We start from the raw sequence: 20,291 nt of genomic DNA, 5'->3' as shown, positions 1-20,291 counted from the left end.
CAGGATCAGAATGTGGCGGCGGCCCTGACCGAAGCTGGCCTGGGGTTCGCGCGGCGCTGGAGCGCGGCCTGACGATCGGGCCCGGCCGGATGTTCTCGACCTCAAACACCTACGGGCACTTCATGCGGCTCAACGACAGCTATCGGTGCTCGCCGGAGATCGAGGCGCCGGTGATCGAGCTCGGTCGGATGGCGGCGACCATGTCGGGCCGGAGCGCGCCATGACTGCGGATGCGCTGCTGCGGACGATGCTGGCGCGGCGCTCGGTTTCGCCGCGGCGCCTGGGGCTGCCGGGGCCGAGCGCGGCGCAGCTCGGACTGATGGTGGATGCGGCGCTTCGCGCGCCGGACCACGGGCGCATGCTGCCCTGGCGACTGATCGATTTCGCGGCCGCGCAGCGGGAGGAGCTGGCGCAGCTGTTCGAGGACGAGAAGCGCCGCCGGACGCCGGATGCGACACCCCAGGACATCGAGCGCGCCCGCGCGCATGCGACGCAGACGCCGACCATGCTGGCCTTCGTCGTGCGGCCCGAGTCCGATGCCAAGGTGCCTGTCCATGAACAGTGGCTGGGCGCGGGCGCGGCGCTGGGCCAATTGCTGCTGGCGGCCCATGCGATGGGCTTCGGCGCCATCGTGCTCAGCGGGGAGCGCTGCAGGGACGCGATCCTCCGCGAGGCGCTTGGCATCGCCCCTGCGGAGACGCTGGCCGGGTTCGTCAGCATCGGAACGATCGTTGCTGCACCGCCGCCCGCGGTGCGGACGGAACGGGACCGCGTCTTGTCGAACTGGAAGCCCTAGCTGTGAATTCTCAGTTCCCGCGCCAGATCGACGAACGCGCGCAGCTTGGGCGCCTGTGACGCGCGCCTCGGAAAGTACAAGAACAGACCCGGCTCCTCGAAGGCCGACCTGGGAACCAACTGCCGGAGCTGTCCACCCCGAATCTCCGCGCGCACCAGCGGTTCGAACAGGTACGCGATGCCCACGCCGGCCAGCGCGAGCTCTTTGGCGTACAACGCATCGGTCACGCGCACCGAGCCCGGCACCTCGACGGACACCTGCGCGCCCCGCTCGCGCAGGTCCCACGCGTACACGCCGCCGGAACTCACGAAGCGATAGCCGATGCAGTTGTGCTTCGCGAGCGCCGCGATGCTTCGCGGTTCGCCGGCGCGCGAGAGGTACGCCGGCGACGCCACCATGATGGCGTCGAACGGCGGCGTGAGCCGCACCGCCACCATGTCCTGAGCCACCGTGTGGCCGAGGCGCACGCCGGCGTCGTAGCCGGCGGCGACGATGTCGGTCAGGCCATCGTCGGAGGCGACCTCGACCACGAGTTCGGGATGGCGACGCGCCATTTCCGCCACCAGCGGCGTGATGGCGAGCGGCAGCGCCACATACGGTGCGTTGATGCGCAGCAGGCCGCCCACGCGCCCGCTCTCGGCGCCGAAAGCATCGACCGCGTCCGAGATCTCGTCCATCGCAGGCGCCAGCAGGCCGATGAAGGCCGTGCCGGCCTCGGTGAGCCGGACGCTGCGCGTGGTGCGCGCGAACAGCGGCTGGCCGAGCTGCTCTTCGACCGTGCGCACCGCATGGCTCACGGCCGATGCGCTCATGCCCAGTTCGGCCGCCGCCGCCGCGAAGCCGCCGCGGCGATGCACCGCGAGAACGATCGCGAGATGGGGCAGAAGCGTTCGATCCATTCATGCATCGTATCGCACAGTGCTTTCGATCAAAACGATCTATTCGCCGAATCGAATTGCTGCGAAAGTCAGGCCATGCCCCGATGAAACCCGTCGCACCCACAACGCACCGAAGGAGATCCACCATGACCGCAGCCACCCCTCAGACCTGGTTCATCACCGGCGCCGCCTCGGGCTTCGGCCGTGCCTTCGCCGAGCATGCGCTGGCGCAAGGCCACAACGTGGTCGCCACCGCGCGCGACACCGACCGCCTCGCCGGGCTCGTCGCCCTCGCCCCCGGCCGCGTGCTCGCCGCCTTGCTCGACGTCGACGCGCCCGGCGCCGCCGAAGTCGCCGTGCAAGCCGCGGTCGCGCGCTTCGGCCGCATCGACGTGCTCATCAACAACGCGGGCTACGGCGTGGTGGGTGCGCTCGAAGAGACCTCCGACGCCGACCTGCGCGCGCTCATGAACACCAACTTCTTCGGCGCCATGGCCGTCACGCGCGCCGCGCTGCCGGTGCTGCGCGCGCAGCGATCGGGCGCCATCGTCAACATCTCGAGCCTGGGCGGCCAGCTCTCGTTTTCGGGGTTCAGCGCCTACTCGGCCTCGAAGTTCGCGCTCGAAGGCGCGTCCGAAGCGCTGGCGCAGGAGGTCGCGCCCTTCGGCATCAAGGTGCTGATCGTCGAGCCCGGCCAGTTCCGCACCCAGCTGGGCGGCAGCGGCATGCGCCACATGCCGGTGATCGAGGCCTACCAGCCCATCGTCGGACCGACGCGCGAGTTCGCGCATGCGATGCACAACACGCAGCCGGGCGACCCGCGCAAGGCTGGCGCGGCGATCGAAGCGGCGCTGAATGCCGAGCGCACGCCATTGCGGCTGCAACTTGGCGGCGATGCCGTCGATGCGATCCGCGCCCACTCCGAAGCGCTGCTTGCGGAGACTGCGGCTTGGGAAGCCGTGAGCCGCGGCACCGATTTCGACCCGGCGTGACCGCGCGATCTGGTCCGATGCAGCTCGCTACCGCACCTTCGTCGGTCGGCGGTCATCGTCGAGCGCCACATAGGTCATCCGGCATTCAGTCACCTTGGTCGGTACGCCGCCGCCTCGCCGTTCGGTCACCGCTTCGACGTGGACCGTGACGGAGGTCGTTCCGATGCTCACGACGGTGGCAAGGAAGGTCACCAATTCCCCCAGAAGTATCGGCTGCGCGAAGACGAGCTTGTCGACAGCAACCAGCGCGACCAGTCGTCCGGAGATCCTCATGGGCAGAACGCTGCCGGCGGCATCGAGCTTGCCCATGACCCAGCCGCCGGAGATCAGATTCTCCAGAACCGTGTCCGCCGGCATGGGGATGACGCGAAGGACGACCTCCGGCTCCGCGGACAGGTCGCTCGCCGCATCGACAGGTTTGTTCATTGGGTGTTCCTTCGCCGAGGCTGCTCAGCGCTTGTAGGGGAGCATTGTCGAGAGCGAGTCGGCAACCTCCAGCATCGCCTTGGCGATCGCCGTCCCGGTCGGTCCGTTCAGTTGATCCGAGAGGCCAGCCGCAACGAGGGAGTGACTCATGCGCTGCCCTTCATCCAGCACCGGAACGGCGACGATCGTGACGCCGTTGATGTAGTTGCCGCGGTCGATGCTGTAGCCGTTCTTGCGCGCGAGCTCGACCTCTTTCTTCCACGCCGCGAACTCGATCGGCTTGTCCCAGCGTACGGTCTTGAAGCGCTTCTGCAACTGCGGCCACGACGCCTGGCCGAATGCCGCCACGAGTCGGCCTGTGGCGCTGACCAGGGCGGGGAAACGGCTCCCGATGTCCACGTGGAGTCCGAAAGGCGCCTGCGCTCTCGACAGCGCGACGACCGCCATGTGCTCGGCGCCCGCGGTCTCGACCCCCATCGTCGTCACGCCCCATTCCTTCGACAAGTCGTCAAGCATCGGCTGAGCCAGACTGGAGAAGGTGCTGTTCTTCACCACGCTGCGCGCGAGGCTGAGCATGCCGATGCCGAGCGAGTAGCGCTTGCTTCCCTCATCGACCTTCAGGAGCTGCTCATCCACCAGCACGCGAACGATGTGCAGGCAGGTGCTGGGTACCAGCCCGAGGTGTTCCGCGATGGATTTGACGCCCATGGGCGGCGACTCTCCCAGAAGGCGAAGGATGGCGATCGAGCGCGTGACTGCGGGAACGGGACGAACGCGACGCGCCTTCGGCGCGGGTGGCGCAGGCGAACGCGACTTTGAGATATCAGGTGGCATGGCGTTGGGGAGGGTTGGACGCGTTTTACCAGAAACGATGCGCGGAACTCGTGAGCCGGAGCCGTGACTTGTCGCTGGAGGCCAGGCGTCGCGCAGGCCCTTGGGCAGCATGACAAGAGCGTCGACAGTGATTGTCTTAGTACAATTACATAATGCGATTGACAATAAGTGAACTGGCACGCATAGTTGCATCAATCCGATTCACAACGCAGAGACAACAGACACCATGAGGAAGCTCACAGACTTCACCTCCTATGCGGATGCCCAGCGCCTCTGTTCAACAGACAAGCTGTGGGAACTGTTCGACGGAGACCGTGACTCCCTGAACATTTCGCACGAGTGCATCGACCGGCACGCCAACGGTTCGCGGCAGGCGGTCATCGTGGCGCATGCGGACGGCAGCGAGGAGACGTTGGCCTTCGCCGAACTCGCCGACGCTTCCTCGCGCTTCGCGAACTACCTCGTCGACAAGGGAATCCAGCGCGGCGACCGGGTGGCCGTGATGCTCGAGCCGTCCCGCGCCTTCTATGTGTCCATCTTTGGCGCCATGAAGGCCGGGGCCGTTGCCGTGCCGCTGTTCACGCTGTTCGGACCCGACGGCATCCGGCTTCGGGTGAACGACTGCAATCCCAAGCTGCTGATCACGAACGCAGAGAAGTCGCCGATGGCGAGCGGCATCGAGAACGTCGAAGTCGTCGTGGCCTCGAACGAGTTCCTCGCCGCCCTCGAGGGCTACCCGAGCCAGTTCGAGCCGCAAACCAGGGGCGACGATTTCGCCATCTTCCAGTACACCTCCGGCACCACGCGGGAGTTGCCGGCCGCGGTGCGTCACACGCACAAATCCATCGTCACGCTCATGCTCGCGGCGCTCTACGGAACGGGCATTCGCCCGGGAGATCGCTTCTTCTGTCCTTCGTCGCCGGCCTGGGGCCACGGGCTCTGGCATGGCACCCTGGCGCCGCTGGCGCTGGGCGTGACGATCGGCGCCTACGCCGGGAAGTTCAACGCCGAGCGTCTGCTTCAAGCACTGCACGGCGGGCGGTTCACGAACATCTCCGCGGCCGCCACCCACTACCGGATGATGCGGCACTCGGGCGCTGCCTCGAAGTACGACTACTTCCTCGAGAAGCTCTCTTTCACGGGCGAGCCGATCGACAGCGAAACCTCAGCCTTCGCCGAGGCGACCTTCGGCCGACCGGTCTGCAGCATGTACGGAACCACCGAGATCGGGGTCATCCTCGTGAACTACCCGGGCGCGGCGGATTTCGTGGTCAAACCGGGTTCGCTGGGCAAGGCGATCCCCGGCACGCGGGTCGAGGTGCAGGACATCCACGGTGCGCCGTGTGCGCCCGGTGTCACGGGTGAGCTGAAGCTTTGGCGGAAGGACGGCTGGGTGCCCACCAAGGACCTTGGCCGGATCGATGACGACGGCTACTTCTATCACGGTGGGCGTGCCGACGACGTGATCATCTCCGCCGGCTGGACGATGAGCGCCGTCGAGATCGAGGACGCGATTCTCAAGCACCCCGATGTGCTCGAGGCCGCTGCGATCGGTGTGCCCGACGAGCTCCGCGGCCAGGTGGTGAAGGCTTTCGTGGTCTCCGGCCGGGCCGGGGACGACGCCTTCCTGGGTGAGATCCAGGAACTCGTGCGCAGCCGCCTCAGCCAGCACGAGTATCCGCGCCAGGTGGCGTTCGTGGCGGAGCTTCCCAAGACGCCCGCCGGCAAGGTCCACCGAAAGATTCTCCGTGAGCGAGAGCTTGCGAATTCAACCGCGGCGCTCGCCGCAATCCACTGAAGTAAAGCAAAGGAGACATTGATGTCCACGCAGACCGAACGAAGCTTCCCCAAGATCACGGAGAGCGGCCTAGACGAATTGAGGGAGCGCATCGGCAAGCCGATCGGCGCGACAGCGGAGCCGTGGTGCCACGAAGCGACACGCGACAACATCCGGCACTACGCCCACGGCATCGGCGATGACAATCCCCTGTGGTGCGAGCCGGACTATGCGGCGAAGACCAAGTACGGCGGCATCGTGGCGCTGCCCAGCTTCCTCTTCTCGACCAGCCGGATCGTGTCGGGCTACGTCGGCGGTCTGCCCGGCGTGCACGCGATGTGGTCCGGTTCCGACTGGACCTGGCACAAGCCGGTGCTGCGCAACGACGAGATCTCGACCGAGGCCTATCTCAAGGATCTGGTCGAACACCAGACCAAGTTTGCCGGTCGCGCCGTTCAACAGATCTACCACGTCGATTTCTTCAACCAGAAGGGCGACAAGGTGGCGGAGGCGGACAGCTGGTGCTTCCGCACCGAGCGCGACCACGCGCGTGAGCAGGGCACGAAGTACAAGGAAGTTCGTGCGCGCGAGCCCCGCCGCTACACGCCCGAAGAGATCGGCGAAGCCTTCAAGCTCTATCGCGACGAGCCCGTGCGCGGCGCGACGCCTCGGTACTGGGAGGATGTCAAGGAAGGCGAGGCGCTGCCCGTCATGATGAAGGGCCCGATGACGGTCACCGGCTTCATCGCCTATGCCCAGGGATGGGGGGGGCTCTACATCCGGGCCAACAAGCTGGCGTGGAAGCTGATCGACGCCCACCCGGGCGTCGGCATCACCAACCGCTTCGGCATTCCTGACGTTCCCGAGCGCGTGCACTGGGAAGAGGACTTCGCACTCGAAGTCGGCGCGCCCGGCGCCTACGACTACGGTCCCGAGCGGACGTCGTGGCTGACGCACCACTTGACGAACTGGGCCGGCGACGACGGCTTCCTGGCCAAGGCCAGCTGCAAGATTCGCCGCCACAACCCCGAAGGCGACATGCTCTTCATCAAGGGCCATGTGAAGCGCAAGTTCGTGGAAGGCGGGCGCCATCTGGTCGAGATCGCGCAGGAAGCGCGCAACCAGGACGACGAGCTGTCCGTGGTGGGTTCCGGCATCGTCGAGCTGCCCTCGCGGTCCTGACCACCCTCGGCGGGACGGGGCCCTTCGGTTCCGTCCTGCGAGCCTGACGACGTGCTCGACCGCCTGGTCGGCACGCCCCAGCCACCGAGCTGCCCTTTTTTTTCCGGCGGAGCCGTATGCGGACCCCTTCGAACCCGACCACTGAACGGACGAATCAAGCTCGAGGCTCATTGGACGGCATCCGCGTGCTCGACCTGTCCCGGGTATTGGCAGGTCCGCTGTGCACGCAGATGCTCGCCGATCACGGCGCCGATGTCGTCAAGATCGAGCCTCCGGCTGGAGATGACACGCGATGGCTGGGCCCGCCGTTCGACGCCTCGGGCGACGCGGCGTACTTCTCGGCTGTCAATCGCGGCAAGCGCGCGATCGGACTGGATCTTGCCAAGCCCGAGGGAAAGGCCGTCCTCTTTCACCTGCTCGAGCAGGCAGACGTCCTGGTGGAGAACTTCATTCCAGGCACGATGAAGCGATGGGGACTGGATTTCGAGACGAAGCTGTCGGATCGGTTCCCCCGGCTTGTCTACTGCAGCATCAGCGGCTTCGGCGCCGACGGGCCGCTGGGCGCGTTGCCCGGCTACGACGCGGTGCTTCAGGCCATCTGCGGACTGATGAGCATCAACGGCGAGCCCGGATCAGGAGCCACTCGTATCGGCGTACCGATCGTCGATCATCTGACCGGATACACCGCGCTTTCCGGGATTCTGATGGCCTTGCATGAGCGCCACCGTACCGGCCGCGGTCAAGCGGTCGAGGCGACACTGTTCGACGCCGCACTGAGCCTGCTGGTGCCGCACGCAGCCAACTGGTTGAGCTCAGCCCAGACACCCGGACTGCTGGGCAGCGCGCATCCCAACATCGCACCCTATGACAAGTTCATGTGCGGCGATGGCGAGATCTTTCTCGGCATCCTGAACGACGGGCAGTTCCGTCGATTCTGCGAAAGCGTCGGTCGCCCCGAGTTGGCCACCGACCCTCGATTCATCAACAATTCGCTTCGCCTCGCCCATCGGCCCGCGTTGCGGGCTCGGATCGAGGAGGCATTGAGCGCCTGCTCGCGCCAAGTGCTGTGCCAGAGGCTGATGCAGTGTGGCGTGCCGGCCGGGCCGGTGAACACTGTCGCCGAAGCCTTCGGTCAAGACCACGCGCTGCACCGCAAGATGGTCGTCGAACGAGAGGGGTACCGGGGCGTCGGCCTGCCGATTCGGCTGTCGCGGACCCCTGGAGCGCCCAGTTCAACCCCGCCAAGCTACGCCCAGCACACGGACGAGGTCATGGCGGAGGCCGGAATTCCCGCCAGAGAGGTCGCCGCGCTTCGTGACAGTGGCGTGCTCCCGGGTCAACCGCAGCGCTAGCCGCCTGATGCACAACCCAGAGCCGTCCCAGTCGAGACGATCCGTGGCAGACGAGGTGTCGGGTGAAACCAAGAAGGAGACAAAGATGAAGTACGCAGTGAAGATGGCTTTTCTCGCCGCAGTGGTGGCGCTGGCGGGCGCGGCCCATGCCGACGACTACCCCTCGAAGCCCGTGAAGATCGTCGTCGCCTACCAGGCCGGCCAGGGTACGGACGTGGCGACGCGCTACATCGCGGATCGGCTGAGCGTGGCGACGGGAAAAACGTTCTATGTCGAGAACCGGGGCGGGGCAGGTGGCAACATCGGCACCGAGTTGGTCGCTCGCGCCGCGCCCGACGGCTACACCTTGACCATGGGGACCAATGGGACGCATGTCCTCAATCAGTTCATGTATGCGTCCTCCGGCTTCAATGCCGAGACGGGATTCGATCCAATCATCCTCATCGGGACTTTTCCAATGGTCCTGCTCGCACAGGCCGGCTCGCCGCTGGGTTCGCTGCAGGACGTCCTCAATGGCGCCAAGACCGGCCCGAAGTCCGCCGACATCGGCATTCCCAGCACGACGGCGCGCCTGGTGTTCGAATTCCTGAAAGAGAAGACCGCCAGCCCTCTCTTCGGCGTTCCCTACAAGGGGTCCACGGCAGTCTTGACGGACGTCTTGGGCGGACAGATCCCTTTGATGATCGACACGGTCACAGCGGTACGGCCGCAGGTGGAGGCCGGCAAGCTCAAGGCCTTGGCGGTGACCTCCGGGAAGCGGACCTCGCTTCTTCCCGACGTTCCGACAGTGGCCGAGCAAGGCGTGCCTGGTTTCGAGGTCATCGCGTGGAATGCGCTGTACGCGCCGAAGGGTACGCCTCCCGCCGTGATCGCGCGGCTCAATGCGGAGGTGAACAAGATCCTTGCGCAGCCTGAAACCAAGGCGCGCTTCCTGGAGCTTGGGTTCGATGTCGGAGGCGGTACGCCGGAGGAACTTGGGCGGTTCGCGCGCGCGGAGCGCGGCAAGTGGGGCCCGCTGATTCAGAAGACAGGCATGCGCGCCGACTAGCAGCGGATGCTGGTGGAAGCGCGGGGAAGGGTATCCGCCGCACGCCTGGGCTCGTCTTCACGCAAGGCAGTGCTGGTGGCCCAAGCCATCATGCGAATTCTCAAGGGTTGAGAGGGTCCGCGCCGCCCTGCGAAGACCGGTCGGCGATGTCGCACGATGGCACTGCATCCGGCGGCGTATCGGCCGGCGCAATGTAGGCGGCGCCGACCAATGCACCCGACGCGACGACGAGTCGATGAACAACCGATCCGACATGCCGGAGCCAGTTCAGCATGGTCAGTCCAAGCTGACTTTCGCCTTGCGGGTGACCTCGCGCCAGCGGGCAATATCGGCCTCCAGTTCCGATCGGAAGCGCGCCGGTGGTTCGAGAACAGGCTCGACGCCGCGCATCGTCATCGCTTGGCGGGCTGCGGGCGTGTCCATGCTGTCGTGAATCGCCTCGTAGAGGCGGTTGGTCAATTCGGCGCTGAGACCGGGCGGCGCGAAGACGCCGAACCAGGTCGTGGCTTCGTAGTCGGGCACACCCGCCTCGCGCAGGGTCGGGATCTCGGGCGCGGCGCCGGACCGTCGGCCACTGGTGACGCCCAGCGCCCTGAGCTGGCCGCTCTGGATGAATGGGAGCGACGAAGGCAAGGTGTCGAAGTAGGCGGCGATGTGGCCGCCGATCAGGTCGGTGATGACCTGGCTGCTCCCCTTGTAGGGGATATGCCGCAGTCTGGTCGTGCCGGTCGATTGCGCGAAGAGCTCGGCGGCCATATGGGTGATGTTGCCCGTGCCCGCCGAGCCGTAGGCAACCGGCTCGCTGCGCGCGTTCACGTACTTCACAAACTCATCCACGCTGTTGACGGGTGTGCGGTTGTTGACGACAAGCACCAGGGGGGTGTAGCCGATCTGGGTGATCGGCGTGAAGTCGCGCAGCGGGTCGTAGGCCAGTTTGGGCATGAGAACCGGGCTGATCGACTGACTGGCACTGACACCCAGCAGGAGCGTGTAGCCATCGGCGGGCATGCGCGCCACGTCCGCGGCTGCGAGGGTGCCGTTGGCGCCCGGCTTGTTGTCGACGACGACGCTGGTGCCCAGCGCCTGCGAGAGATGCTGCGCGACCTGCCGGGCGACGAAATCGGCCCCGCCTCCCGGGAGGAAGCCCACCAGCAGGCGGATCGGGCGCGCAGGATAGTCCGCCGCGTGGGCCGCGGCGGCAACGCACAACAGGCATGCAACGAGGACCTTTCGCGCGGCGGGGTGGATCATCTCGATTCGCTCCAGTATCGGGTGTTCGGTCGGATCGGCTTGCAGCCGTTCGCTTGTGCATCAGGCCGCGTGTCGCACCGCGGCCCAGGCGAAATCGTCGGGCTTGGCCGAGCCGATGACGCCGTGGGCGAGCAGTTCGTCGCATTTCTGCGCTGCCACCCCCGCGGATTTCAGCAGCTCCAGCGTGTGTTCGCCGAGCTCGGGCGGGGGCAGGGTGGCGACCTTGTCGGTCGCCGCGTCCAGCCGCGGGAACTCGGGCACGTCGAATCCGAGTCCGCGATAGTGAACCCGCCGCAGCTTGCCCGGCTGGCGTGCCTGCGGCGCGTCGAGCACGTGCTCGAGCGGCAGTACCTCCGTGAACCCGACATCCCCGGCCTTCAGGCGCTCGGCGGCCTGGTCGAAGGTGCAGGCCGCCACGGCGGATCTCACGATGTCCTCCACCTGCTCGCGCGCCTTCTTGCGCTGGCGCAGGCTGGCCAGGGAGGCGTCGCCGGCCTGCGGCAGGGCCATGGCGCGGCAGAACTTGAGCCAATGGGCGTCCGTCAGCATCAACAGATAGATCCAGCGCTCGTCGCGGGTGGCGTAGGCCCCGTAGCCCGGCATGCTGAACTCGCCGTTGGGTTCGCGCTCCGGCCGGCCCAGCAGTTGCAGCTTCAGTTGAGCACCAGTCAGGTCACGCGAGGCGACATGGAGGCCTGTCTCGTAGAGACCCACTTCGACGGGCCGCACGGGCCGGCCCGCCTTCGATCCCAGCATCGAGGCCAGGATGCCGATCACCGCGTAGGCGCCGGCGAACTGGTCATGGTAGGAGGGGCCGAGCCGGCTGGGCCGGCCGTCGATGCGGTTGGATTCCATCACGCCGGAGGAGGCTTCGGCGACCGGGTTCGAGGCCAGATCGTCTTGCTGCGGGCCCGCCGCGTAGCCGCGGATGTGGCAGTAAGCCAGGCGGGGATTCACCGCTTCACAGTCCGCACGCGTCAGCTTGAGCTTGCGCGCCGCTTTCGGCGCCAGGTTGTGGATGAAGATGTCGGCCGTTGCCAGCAGCTTGCAGAACGCGGCATGTCCTTCCGGGTCGGACAGGTCGATGCAGACGCTTTTCTTGCCGTGGCTGTACGCGATGAAGGTGCCGCTCGGGCCGCCTCGAACCAGGCTTCTCGTCGGGTCGCCGCGCGGCGGTTCGACCTTGATGACCTCGGCGCCGAGCTGCGAAAGGATGTGCGCGGCAAAGGGTGCGGCGAGCATGGTGCCCAGCTCGATCACACGGCGTCCCGCCAGAACGGATTGCTCCATGGGTGATGTCTCCTGAATTAGAATGCATTGTATATTTTAGTAGTGAGCACAGAAAAGCCAAAAACACTTGCTTAACCTGGGGCAAACCCGGATTCTGGCCAAGGATGCAACTTATACAATGCATTCTACGAGCTGTGACTCGCCCACCAGACCTCAAGAACATCCAGGAGACAACGTCATGCGCAGAAGGACATTTCTCTACAGCGGCGCCGCCGCCGCCGCCGCCTCGGTCGCCTTGCCGGGCTGGGCCCAGGCGCAGCAGGTGTCGCCCGGCATCGACCTGGCGAGCAAGACCGTCACCGTGGGGGCGTTCACCCCGATCACGGGGCCGGTGCCCTTCTATACGATCCTCACGCATGCGGCGGACTCGTGTTTCAAGTGGGCCAACGACACCAACGCGCTGAGTGGCTGGAAGATCAACTTCGTCACCTACGACGACGGCTACGAGCCGGCGCGCAGCGTGGCCGTGACGCGCCGCCTGGTCGAGGAGAACAAGATCTTCGCGCTCACCGCCGCAACAGGCACCGCCCAGTCGGTGGCCGTCATTCCCTATGCCAAGGAGGTGGGCTTGCCGATGATCGGGCCGATCGGCGGCGCCAGTGCCCTGTTCTCCGAGCGGCTGGTCTTCCCCCTGCTGCCGGACTACGGCTGGTCGGCGGCGTCCAATCTCGACTACGCCTGGAGCGGCCTCAACGCCAGCCGCGTCGCGCTGCTGTGGGAGAACGACGAGCTGGGCCGCTCGGCCAAGCGCGGCTTCGACCTGTACATGGAAGCGCGCAAGAAGCAGCCGGCCGAGTCGATTCCGTTCGAGGTCCGCAGCACCGACTTCACGCCGCATGTGCGCCGGCTCGCCAACGCGAAGGCCGAGGTCGTGATCCTGTTCGGCTCCAACGCCAACCTGGCGGCGGCGCTCAAGGCTGCCGAGCGCATCGGCTACGAGGCCAAGTGGATGGGCCCCTTCTTCACGGCCGACCCGACCACCCGCAAGCTGGCCGGCCCGCTGCTCGACGGGGCCTGCTTCTCCTCGTGGCTGCTGCCTGTCACCTCCGACGAACCCGAGGTCAAGGCCTACCGCGACAACGTCGCCAAGTACTACCCCAGCGACCCGATCGGCGTCTTCGGCCTCAACGGCTGGAGCAACGGCGCGCTGTTCGTCAAGGGCTTCCAGGCCCTGCTGGCGAGCGGCAAGCCCTTGACGCGGGAGAACCTCGTGGACGTGATGGAGACGATGACCAACCAGACCATCGGCGGTGCGCGCAACGTGAGCTTCAGGCCCGGCGACCACCGTGGCGTGCGCCAGGAGGGGATCATCCAGGCGATGCCCGACGGCAGCTTCAAGCTGCTGCGCGAGTTCCGGCCCTTCCCGGCCGAAGTGTTCGACGCCAAACTGTCTTGAGGACCTGACTTGAGCACTGCATACGACGACTGGATCGGCCGCGAGGAAGAGCGCACGCAGCGCATCCTCGCGCCCGCGGTGCAGGCCATGGCCGCCACGCTGGACCTCGACACCGCACCTGCCGCCGGCGACCCGCTGCCACCGGGATGGCAGTGGCTGTTCTTCAACCCGGCGGCGCGGCGCAGCGAACTCGGGCTCGACGGCCATCCGAAGCGCGGCGGCTTCCTGCCGCCGATCGCGCTGCCGCGCCGGATGTGGGCCGGCAGCCGGGTGCGCTACCTGGCCGACCTGCCGGTCGATGCCGAGGCGAGCCGGCGCAGCCGCATCCTGAGGGTGGAGAACAAGGTCGGCAAGCGCGGCTCGCTCTGGTTCGTGACGGTGGCGCACACCATCGCCAGCGAAGGCCGTCCGTGCATCGTCGAGGAACAGGACATCGTCTATCGCGAGGCGACCCCGCCGGGCGCCGCGCCGGCGCCGGCGCCGCAGCGCCACGACGGCGAGGCCCAGTGGGGCCGGGCGTTCCAGCCCGACACGACCTTGCTGTTCCGCTATTCGGCGCTGACCTTCAACGGCCACCGCATCCACTACGACCCCGCCTATGCGCGCGACGAGGAAGGCTACCCCGGCCTGGTGGTGCATGGCCCGCTGACCGCGACCCTGCTGCAGCAGTTGGCGGTCGAACACGGCGGCGGCAGGCGGCTGGCGCAGTTCGACTTCCGCGGTGTCAGTCCGCTGTTCGTCGACCGTGCGTTCCGCCTCGAGGGGCAGGCCCTGGCCGACGGCAGCCTGGCGCTGTGGGCGCGCGGCCCCGACGGCGAACTGGCGATGTCGGCCACCGCGGCCTTCGACTGAAGCCGGCGCGCGCACCCAGACATTCACATCATCGAAGCAGGAGACAAGAGACATGGCACAGCACTTGAGCGGACCGGCGAGCCTCGAAGGCCAGGTCGCGCTGATCACCGGCGGCGCAGGCGGCATGGGCCGCGCCATCGCGCAGGCCTTCAAGGCGGCCGGCGCGCACGTGGTCGCCACCGACCGGGCGGAGCACGAGGACATCGGCCCCGGCATCGCGTATCGCCGCTACGACGTGGTGTCCCGCACCGAGACCGACCGGGTGGTCGACGAGGTGATCGCCGAGCATGGCAAGGTGGACATCCTGGTGCTGTGCGCCGGCATCATCGCGCGCACGCCGCTGGCCGACAGCACCGATGAAGAATGGGACGCGATCATGTCGGTGAACCTGCGCGGCGTGGTCAACCCGACGCGCAAGCTGTTCCCGCTGATGTGCCAGCGCGGCTTCGGCAAGATCCTCGCGGCCGGGTCGATCGCCGCCAAGAACGGTGGCGTCGCCTCCGGCCCGGCCTACGTGGCCTCGAAGGCCGCGGTCCACGGAATGATGCGCTGGGTCGCGAAGGCCGGCGCGCCGCACGGCGTCTACGCCAACGTGCTGGCCCCCGGCCCGGTGGAAACGGCGATGTGGGCCAAGGTCACGGGCGGCAGCGTGGCGCCGTCGGCCAACGCCACGGTGCCGCTCGGCCGCTACGGCAACGCGGAGGACATCGCGCAGGCGGCGCTGTTCCTGTGCTCGCCGGCCTCCAACTGGATCACGGGCACGTCGCTGGACATCAGCGGCGGCATGTGGATGGACTGACGAGGAACAGCGCATGGCAAACGACGCAGCAACCGTGATCGGCTTCATCGGCCTCGGCGTGATGGGCGGGCCGATGTGCCGCAACATGGCCGTCAAGCACGCGGGCGAGCTCATTGCCTTCGACATGAATCCGAATGCGTTCGAGGTGCTGGAAGGCACACGGGCGCGCCGCGCCGGCACGCCGGCCGAGGTGGCGGCGCAGGCCGACGTGGTCTTCCTCTCGCTGCCCGGCGGCCCGCAGGTCGAGCAGGTCTGCCTCGGGCCGCAAGGTCTTGCTGCCGGTGGGCGCCGTCCCTCGGTCATCGTCGACCTGAGCACCACCACGGTCGAGAGCGCCCGCCGTGTCGGCGCCGCGCTCGGCCAGCGCGACGTCGATTTCGCCGACGCCCCGGTGGCGCGCACCCGCGAAGCCGCGCAGCGCGGCGAGCTGAGCATCATGGTCGGCGCGAGCGAATCGCTGTTCGCACGGATCGAGCCGCTGCTGCGCTACATCGGCTCGGACGTGACGCGCTGCGGCGCGCTGGGCTGCGGCCAGGTCGTGAAGCTGATCAACAACGCGCTGGTCTTCGAGCACACGATGGCGCTGGCCGAGATGATGGTGATCGGCGAGCGCGCCGGGGTGCAGCCGGGCGTGCTGCTCGACGCCGTCTCGAAGGGCTCCGGCGACAGCTTCGTGCTGCGCAACCACGGCCGCAAGGCGATGCTGCCGCGCCAGTTCCCCGAGAAGGCCTTCCCGCCCGAATACGCGCTCAAGGACATCGGCTACATGCTCGAGCTGGCGAAGCAGGTGGGCACCTCGGCGCATGTCACCGAACTGGCGCAGCGCTACTACGCGGCGACCGCGAGCCAGGGCTGGAGCGGGCGCTACTTCCCGGCGGTGATCGAGCTGATCGACCGCAACCTCGGTCCGGCGCCCGCCGCGGCCGCCGACAACGCCTGACCCCATGTCCGACTTCATCGGCCTGGTCTGGGCGGGCATCATCAGCGGCTCCTTGTACGCGATGGGCGCGATCGGCATCGTGCTCATCTACAAGAGCTCGAACGTCGTGAATTTCGCGCACGGCAACCTCGCCGGGTTCGCCGCCTTCCTGGTGTTCGGCTTCACGGCCGGCACCTTCGCCGACATGCCGTGGCTCGCGGGCGTGCTGCTGACGCTGGCGATCATGGTCGCCGTGATGGCGCTGAGCTACCTGCTGATCGCGCCGCTGGTGTTCAAGTCCGACCTGATCAGCACCATCGCGACGCTGGGCGTCGGCCTGGTCGTGCAGGGCCTGACGCAGCTGATGTTCGGCTCCAACGTGGTGTCGATGGAGCTGCCCCTGCCGCGCTGGCGCCTGCACCTGGGGCCGCTCCAGGTGTCGTCCTACGACCTGGCGGTGCTGGTCGTGACGGCCCTGGCGATCGGGCTGCTCTACCTGCTGATCGAGCGCACCCGCATCGGCATCGCCTTTCGGGCCGTGTCGGCGAATCCGTTCGCCAGCCGGGTCTGCGGGCTGAACCTGCGCGGGGTGCATGTGTTCTCGTGGGTGGTGGCCGGCCTGCTCGGGCTGGTCGCGTCGCTGCTGATCGTGCCGACCACCTTCCTGTCGTCCACCAGCGTCGCCTCCTTCATGCTGCAGTCCTTCGCGGCCGCGGTGGTCGGTGGCTTCAGCAGCCTGGCGGGCGCGGTGGTGGGCGGCATCTTCATCGGCGTGCTGATGAACCTGCTGTCGTTCTACGTCTCGGCGGAGTTCAACAACAGCTACCTGCTGGTGACGATCCTGCTCGTGCTCAACGTGTTTCCCAAGGGCGTGCTCGCCATTCGAGGGGGTGCCCGTGTCTAGCCTGCCGATCCGTCCGACCCTCGCCTCCGCCGCCGCGGCGCCGTCCGGCCCCGAGGCCCGGGCCGCCGGCAGCGGCTGGGCGCGCAAGACCGGCAGCGCGCTCGGCCTGCTGGTGCTGCTGCTGCTGCCGCTGGTGTCCGGCGGCTACTGGACCTTCACGCTCGGCGTCTGCTTCGCCAACGCGATCGCGATCATCTCGGTGAGCTTCCTGGTGCGCTATGGCGGCGAGGTCTCGATCGGCCATGGCGTGTTCGTCGCGGCCGGCGCCTACACGGTCGCCCTGGTCGAGAAGTACCTGGGCCTCTCGCTGCTCGCCAGCCTGCCGCTGGCCGCGGTCCTCGGCGCGCTGCTCGGCGTGGTGTTCGCCTTTCCGTCGCGCAACATGTCCGGCATCTACCTCGCGGTGACGACCATGGCGTTGGCGCTGGCACTGCCGGAACTGCTGCTGCATTTCTCCAGCGTGTCCGGCGGCTACGAGGGGCTCTACGTGAAGCTCGACGCACTGCCGGGCGTTCCCAAGAACCTGCAGCGCTACTACCTGCCGCTGGCCGGACTGGTTGCCGTGGCCCTGTTGCTGCGCCACTTCCGCCGCTCGCGGCAGGCGATGGCGCTGCTGCTGATCCGCACCTCGGCGCATGCGGCCGAATCCTTCGGCGTGCGCCGCAGCTGGGCCCGCCTGTCGTGCATGGCGCTGAGCGCCGCGATCGCCGCCATCGGCGGCGCGCTGCTGTCCTTCAGCTCCTCCACCGTCTCGCCCAACAGCTTCACGCTGTGGACGTCGATCTTCCTGCTGGTCGGCTCGGTGGTGTGCCTGCACGCGATGTCCTTCGCCGGCAGCCTGGTGGGCGGCATCTTCCTGACGCTGGTCCCCTTGCTGCTCGCCGGTGCCGGCGACTGGGTGCCGATCCTCTACGGCGGCGCGCTGCTGGCGGTGGTGCTCGGCGTCAACGCGCTGCCGGCGTCCGTGCGGGCGCGTCTCGAGGGAGGCCATTCATGAGCGTCGCCGTGGCCATGGATTCGACGCTCCCGCTGGTCGTCGACGCGCTGGCGCTGTCCTTCGGCGGCATCCAGGTGCTGCAGGGCATCGCGCTGCAGATGCAGCCCGGCGAGATCACGGGCCTGATCGGCCCCAACGGCGCCGGCAAGACCAGCTTCTTCAACTGCCTGACCGGGCTGTACGCGCCGCAGCAGGGCCGCATGCGCCTGGGCGACATCGCCCTCGAGGGCCTCGCGCCGACGGGCCGCGCCGCGCTCGGCTTCTCGCGCAGCTTCCAGCACGTGGCGCTGTGCCCGGAGCTCAGCATCGTCGAGAACGTGATGATCGGGCTGGACCGCCAATCGGCCGCGGGCTGGCTCGATGCCTTCCTGCCGCTGCCGCGCGGCCGCCGCGAGCGCACGCTGCATCGCGAACTCGCGCTGGCGGCGCTGGCCCGGCTCGGCATCGCGCAGGTGGCCGACGAGGCGCCCGCCAACCTGCCGCCGGGCGTGCTGCGGCTCGCCGAGATCGCCCGCGCCATCGCCGGCGCGCCGCGCGTGCTGCTGCTCGACGAGCCCGCGGCCGGACTCAACTCGGTCGAGACGCGCGACCTGTCGACCGCGCTCATGCGCTTGCGCTCGCCGAAGCTGGTGATGGTGGTGGTGGAGCACGACATGGACCTGATCATGGAGGTGTGCGACACCATCCACGTGCTCAACGTGGGCCGGCTGCTGGCCTCGGGCAGCCCGGCGCAGGTTCGCGCCAACCCGGACGTGGTGCGCGTCTATCTCGGAGACGACGATGAGTGAGGCCGCCATGGACCTGCTGCAGGTCGAGGAGCTGACGGTGCGCTACGGCGCCGGCCCGGTGGTGCACGGCATCGCCCTGGGCGTGCCGAGGGCGACGGTGGCGGCGCTGCTGGGCGCCAACGGCGCCGGCAAGTCGAGCACGCTGCGGGCGATCGCCGGCCTGGAGCCGGCGCAGGGGCGGGTGCTGTTCGAAGGCCAGGACATCAGCGGCTGGTCGTCGGCCAGGCGCTTTCGCGCCGGCATCGCCTACGTGCCCGAGGGCCGGGCGATCGTGGCCGACCTCTCGGTCGCCGACAACCTCACGCTCGGCTCCTACTTCGTCGATGCCGCCACGCGCGCGCGGCGGCGCCAGGTCGTGCTCGACTTCTTCCCAGAAATCGCCAACCGCCTGAAGTCGCCCGCGGGCCTGTTGAGCGGCGGCGAGCAGCAGATGCTGGCCATCGGCCGCGGGTTGATGTCGGCGCCGCGCCTGCTGCTGCTGGACGAGCCTTCACTCGGACTGGCGCCGCTGCTGGTCGCCCGCGTCTACGAGCGGCTGGCCGTGATCCAGCGGGAGCAGAAACTGGCCGCGCTGCTGGTCGAGCAGAGTTTCCACGCCGCGGCCAAGCTGGCGGCGCGCGCCTGGGTGATGCGGCACGGCCACATCGTGGGCGAGCTCGACGCCCGGGCGCTGCGCACCCGCGAAGGGCGGCAGCAGGCCATCGAGGCCTACCTGGGCGCACGGCAGGACGAGGCGGCCCACGCATGAAACAAGGAGAGCCCGTGACGCTGAAGTTGCAAGGCGAGTTGATCGCCACCGGGTTGCAGTTTCCCGAAGGCCCCGTCGCGCTGCCCGACGGCAGCGTGCTGGTGGTCGAGATCGCCGCCGGCCGGCTGACCCGCGTCCTGCCCTCGGGCGAGCTGAGCGTGGTGGCGACGCTGGGCGGCGGTCCCAACGGTGCGGCGATGGGACCGGACGGCCACTGCTACGTCTGCAACAACGGCGGCTTCAGTTGGCGCACGGACGACGGCTTCACGCGGCCAACCGGCCCGGCCGCCGACTACGAGGGCGGCGCGATCCAGCGCGTGAACCTCGCCACTGGCGCGGTGCAGATGCTCTACACCCACTGCGATGGCGTGGCGCTGCACGGCCCGAACGACATCGTGTTCGACGCCGACGGCGGCTTCTGGTTCAGCGATTTCGGCAAGACCTTCGAGGACCGCATGCTGCGCGGCGCGGTGTACTACGCCCGCGCCGACGGCAGCTTCATCCGCCGGGCCGCGCACCCGGTGCTGACGCCCAACGGCGTCGGCCTGTCTCCGGACGGCCGCACGCTGTACGTGAGCGAGACCGAGACCAGCCGGCTCTGGTCCTACCCCGTCACCGGGCGCGGACAGCTCGGGCACGAAGCCTGGCCGTCTCCGAACGGCGGCCGGCTGGTGCATGGCCTGCCCGGCTTCCAGCGATTCGATTCGTTGGCGGTGGAGGGGGGCGGCAACATCTGCGTCGCGACCCTGGTGCGCGGCGGCATCAGCGTGTTCTCGCCGGCCGGGGATCTGCTCGAGTTCCACGAGGCACCCGAAGGCTATTGCACCAACATCTGCTTCGGCGGCGCGGACCGGCGCACCGCCTTCATCACCCTCTCGGGCCACGGCCAACTCCTGGCCGCGCGCTGGCCGCGCGCCGGCCTGGCGCTTTCGGCCTGACCCCGTGCAGCACGCGCCAACCCACAAGGACGCACCCATGAACCAAGGCACCTGCTTCGACCGACGCTGTTTCCTGCAGGCCGGCGCCGCCACCGCCGCGGCCGTCCTCGGCGCCGGGCCGCTC

22 protein-coding genes are annotated in these 20,291 nt (G+C 68.1%); 16 read left to right on the top strand and 6 right to left on the bottom strand.

The features are described 5' to 3' along the window. The first annotated feature begins 89 nt into the window (after positions 1-89). Together AC1DYD_RS14180 and AC1DYD_RS14175 are read left to right on the top strand one after the other, a co-directional pair. Positions 90-224 carry a hypothetical protein gene (locus tag AC1DYD_RS14180; RefSeq protein ID WP_478173383.1) on the top strand — a complete coding sequence of 45 codons (135 nt, stop codon included), beginning with the start codon at positions 90-92 and terminating at the stop codon, positions 222-224. Continuing rightward, the gene (locus tag AC1DYD_RS14175; protein WP_478173382.1) at positions 221-796 is read left to right on the top strand and encodes a nitroreductase family protein; all 576 of its coding nucleotides are present in this window, start codon (positions 221-223) and stop codon (positions 794-796) included. The genes AC1DYD_RS14180 and AC1DYD_RS14175 overlap by 4 nt, the downstream gene beginning before the upstream one ends. Here the strand turns inward: AC1DYD_RS14175 and AC1DYD_RS14170 are convergent. Next, complete coding sequence (locus AC1DYD_RS14170; RefSeq protein ID WP_478173381.1) at positions 793-1,695, bottom strand: LysR family transcriptional regulator; 903 nt, start codon at positions 1,693-1,695, stop codon at positions 793-795. The genes AC1DYD_RS14175 and AC1DYD_RS14170 overlap by 4 nt on opposite strands. A 125-nt stretch (positions 1,696-1,820) precedes the next feature. On the opposite strand from AC1DYD_RS14170, the gene AC1DYD_RS14165 reads away from it, so the two are divergent. Continuing rightward, positions 1,821-2,666: an oxidoreductase gene (locus tag AC1DYD_RS14165; protein WP_478173380.1), complete on the top strand. Its 846-nt coding sequence runs from the start codon at positions 1,821-1,823 to the stop codon at positions 2,664-2,666. A 27-nt stretch (positions 2,667-2,693) separates the two neighbouring features. On the opposite strand, the gene AC1DYD_RS14160 is transcribed toward AC1DYD_RS14165, so the two are convergent. Together AC1DYD_RS14160 and AC1DYD_RS14155 are read right to left on the bottom strand one after the other, a co-directional pair. Then, positions 2,694-3,092, bottom strand: coding sequence for an acyl-CoA thioesterase (locus AC1DYD_RS14160; protein WP_478173379.1), 399 nt, complete (start codon positions 3,090-3,092; stop codon positions 2,694-2,696). A gap of 24 nt (positions 3,093-3,116) precedes the next feature. Beyond that, positions 3,117-4,037, bottom strand: a complete 921-nt coding sequence (locus AC1DYD_RS14155) for an IclR family transcriptional regulator (RefSeq protein ID WP_478173378.1) — start codon at positions 4,035-4,037, stop codon at positions 3,117-3,119. A 115-nt stretch (positions 4,038-4,152) separates the two neighbouring features. Between AC1DYD_RS14155 and AC1DYD_RS14150 the strand changes: the two genes are divergently transcribed. The 4 genes from AC1DYD_RS14150 to AC1DYD_RS14135 all read left to right on the top strand — a co-directional run bounded on the left by AC1DYD_RS14150 (position 4,153) and on the right by AC1DYD_RS14135 (position 9,285). Then, positions 4,153-5,724 (top strand): acetate--CoA ligase, encoded by a 1,572-nt coding sequence (locus AC1DYD_RS14150; RefSeq protein WP_478173377.1) that lies wholly within the window; start codon positions 4,153-4,155, stop codon positions 5,722-5,724. A 21-nt stretch (positions 5,725-5,745) separates the two neighbouring features. Beyond that, positions 5,746-6,885 (top strand): FAS1-like dehydratase domain-containing protein, encoded by a 1,140-nt coding sequence (locus AC1DYD_RS14145; protein WP_478173376.1) that lies wholly within the window; start codon positions 5,746-5,748, stop codon positions 6,883-6,885. A gap of 170 nt (positions 6,886-7,055) precedes the next feature. After that, on the top strand, positions 7,056-8,237 hold the full coding sequence (locus AC1DYD_RS14140; RefSeq protein WP_478173375.1) for a CaiB/BaiF CoA transferase family protein: 1,182 nt from the start codon (positions 7,056-7,058) through the stop codon (positions 8,235-8,237). A gap of 85 nt (positions 8,238-8,322) precedes the next feature. Further along, a complete protein-coding gene (locus AC1DYD_RS14135; protein ID WP_478173374.1) occupies positions 8,323-9,285 on the top strand; it encodes a Bug family tripartite tricarboxylate transporter substrate binding protein in 963 nt (320 codons plus the stop codon). A 100-nt stretch (positions 9,286-9,385) separates the two neighbouring features. Here the strand turns inward: AC1DYD_RS14135 and AC1DYD_RS14130 are convergent, their stop codons facing one another. From AC1DYD_RS14130 to AC1DYD_RS14120, 3 genes are read right to left on the bottom strand one after another with little or no spacing between them, the layout of a single operon-like run. Next, positions 9,386-9,559: a hypothetical protein gene (locus tag AC1DYD_RS14130; RefSeq protein WP_478173373.1), complete on the bottom strand. Its 174-nt coding sequence runs from the start codon at positions 9,557-9,559 to the stop codon at positions 9,386-9,388. A 2-nt stretch (positions 9,560-9,561) separates the two neighbouring features. Further along, the gene (locus tag AC1DYD_RS14125; protein WP_478173372.1) at positions 9,562-10,536 is read right to left on the bottom strand and encodes a Bug family tripartite tricarboxylate transporter substrate binding protein; all 975 of its coding nucleotides are present in this window, start codon (positions 10,534-10,536) and stop codon (positions 9,562-9,564) included. A gap of 60 nt (positions 10,537-10,596) precedes the next feature. Next, positions 10,597-11,826 carry a CaiB/BaiF CoA transferase family protein gene (locus AC1DYD_RS14120; RefSeq protein WP_478173371.1) on the bottom strand — a complete coding sequence of 410 codons (1,230 nt, stop codon included), beginning with the start codon at positions 11,824-11,826 and terminating at the stop codon, positions 10,597-10,599. A gap of 178 nt (positions 11,827-12,004) precedes the next feature. Here AC1DYD_RS14120 and AC1DYD_RS14115 point away from each other — a divergent pair, with 178 nt between their 5' ends. The 9 genes from AC1DYD_RS14115 to AC1DYD_RS14075 are packed head-to-tail and all read left to right on the top strand — an operon-like array spanning position 12,005 to position 20,167. After that, positions 12,005-13,222 carry an ABC transporter substrate-binding protein gene (locus AC1DYD_RS14115; protein WP_478173370.1) on the top strand — a complete coding sequence of 406 codons (1,218 nt, stop codon included), beginning with the start codon at positions 12,005-12,007 and terminating at the stop codon, positions 13,220-13,222. Between the two features lie 9 nt (positions 13,223-13,231). Then, entirely contained in the window at positions 13,232-14,074 is an 843-nt protein-coding gene (locus AC1DYD_RS14110; RefSeq protein ID WP_478173369.1) for an HTD2 family dehydratase, read from the top strand. A gap of 52 nt (positions 14,075-14,126) precedes the next feature. Continuing rightward, complete coding sequence (locus tag AC1DYD_RS14105) at positions 14,127-14,873, top strand: SDR family NAD(P)-dependent oxidoreductase (RefSeq protein ID WP_478173368.1); 747 nt, start codon at positions 14,127-14,129, stop codon at positions 14,871-14,873. 13 nt (positions 14,874-14,886) lie between these two features. Beyond that, positions 14,887-15,813 carry an NAD(P)-dependent oxidoreductase gene (locus AC1DYD_RS14100; protein ID WP_478173367.1) on the top strand — a complete coding sequence of 309 codons (927 nt, stop codon included), beginning with the start codon at positions 14,887-14,889 and terminating at the stop codon, positions 15,811-15,813. A 4-nt stretch (positions 15,814-15,817) separates the two neighbouring features. Beyond that, complete coding sequence (locus tag AC1DYD_RS14095) at positions 15,818-16,696, top strand: branched-chain amino acid ABC transporter permease (protein WP_478173366.1); 879 nt, start codon at positions 15,818-15,820, stop codon at positions 16,694-16,696. Next, positions 16,689-17,693 carry a branched-chain amino acid ABC transporter permease gene (locus AC1DYD_RS14090; protein WP_478173365.1) on the top strand — a complete coding sequence of 335 codons (1,005 nt, stop codon included), beginning with the start codon at positions 16,689-16,691 and terminating at the stop codon, positions 17,691-17,693. The genes AC1DYD_RS14095 and AC1DYD_RS14090 overlap by 8 nt, the downstream gene beginning before the upstream one ends. Continuing rightward, positions 17,690-18,481, top strand: a complete 792-nt coding sequence (locus tag AC1DYD_RS14085; protein WP_478173364.1) for an ABC transporter ATP-binding protein — start codon at positions 17,690-17,692, stop codon at positions 18,479-18,481. Before AC1DYD_RS14090 ends, AC1DYD_RS14085 begins: the two co-directional genes overlap by 4 nt. Further along, positions 18,474-19,229, top strand: a complete 756-nt coding sequence (locus AC1DYD_RS14080) for an ABC transporter ATP-binding protein (protein WP_478173363.1) — start codon at positions 18,474-18,476, stop codon at positions 19,227-19,229. Before AC1DYD_RS14085 ends, AC1DYD_RS14080 begins: the two co-directional genes overlap by 8 nt. Before the next feature lie 14 nt (positions 19,230-19,243). Continuing rightward, entirely contained in the window at positions 19,244-20,167 is a 924-nt protein-coding gene (locus AC1DYD_RS14075) for an SMP-30/gluconolactonase/LRE family protein (RefSeq protein ID WP_478173362.1), read from the top strand. Positions 20,168-20,291: the final 124 nt, after the last annotated feature.

It is taken from the genome of Variovorax sp. P4_B11 (assembly GCF_056402355.1).
This window is presented reverse-complemented; position numbering and strand designations above follow the sequence as displayed.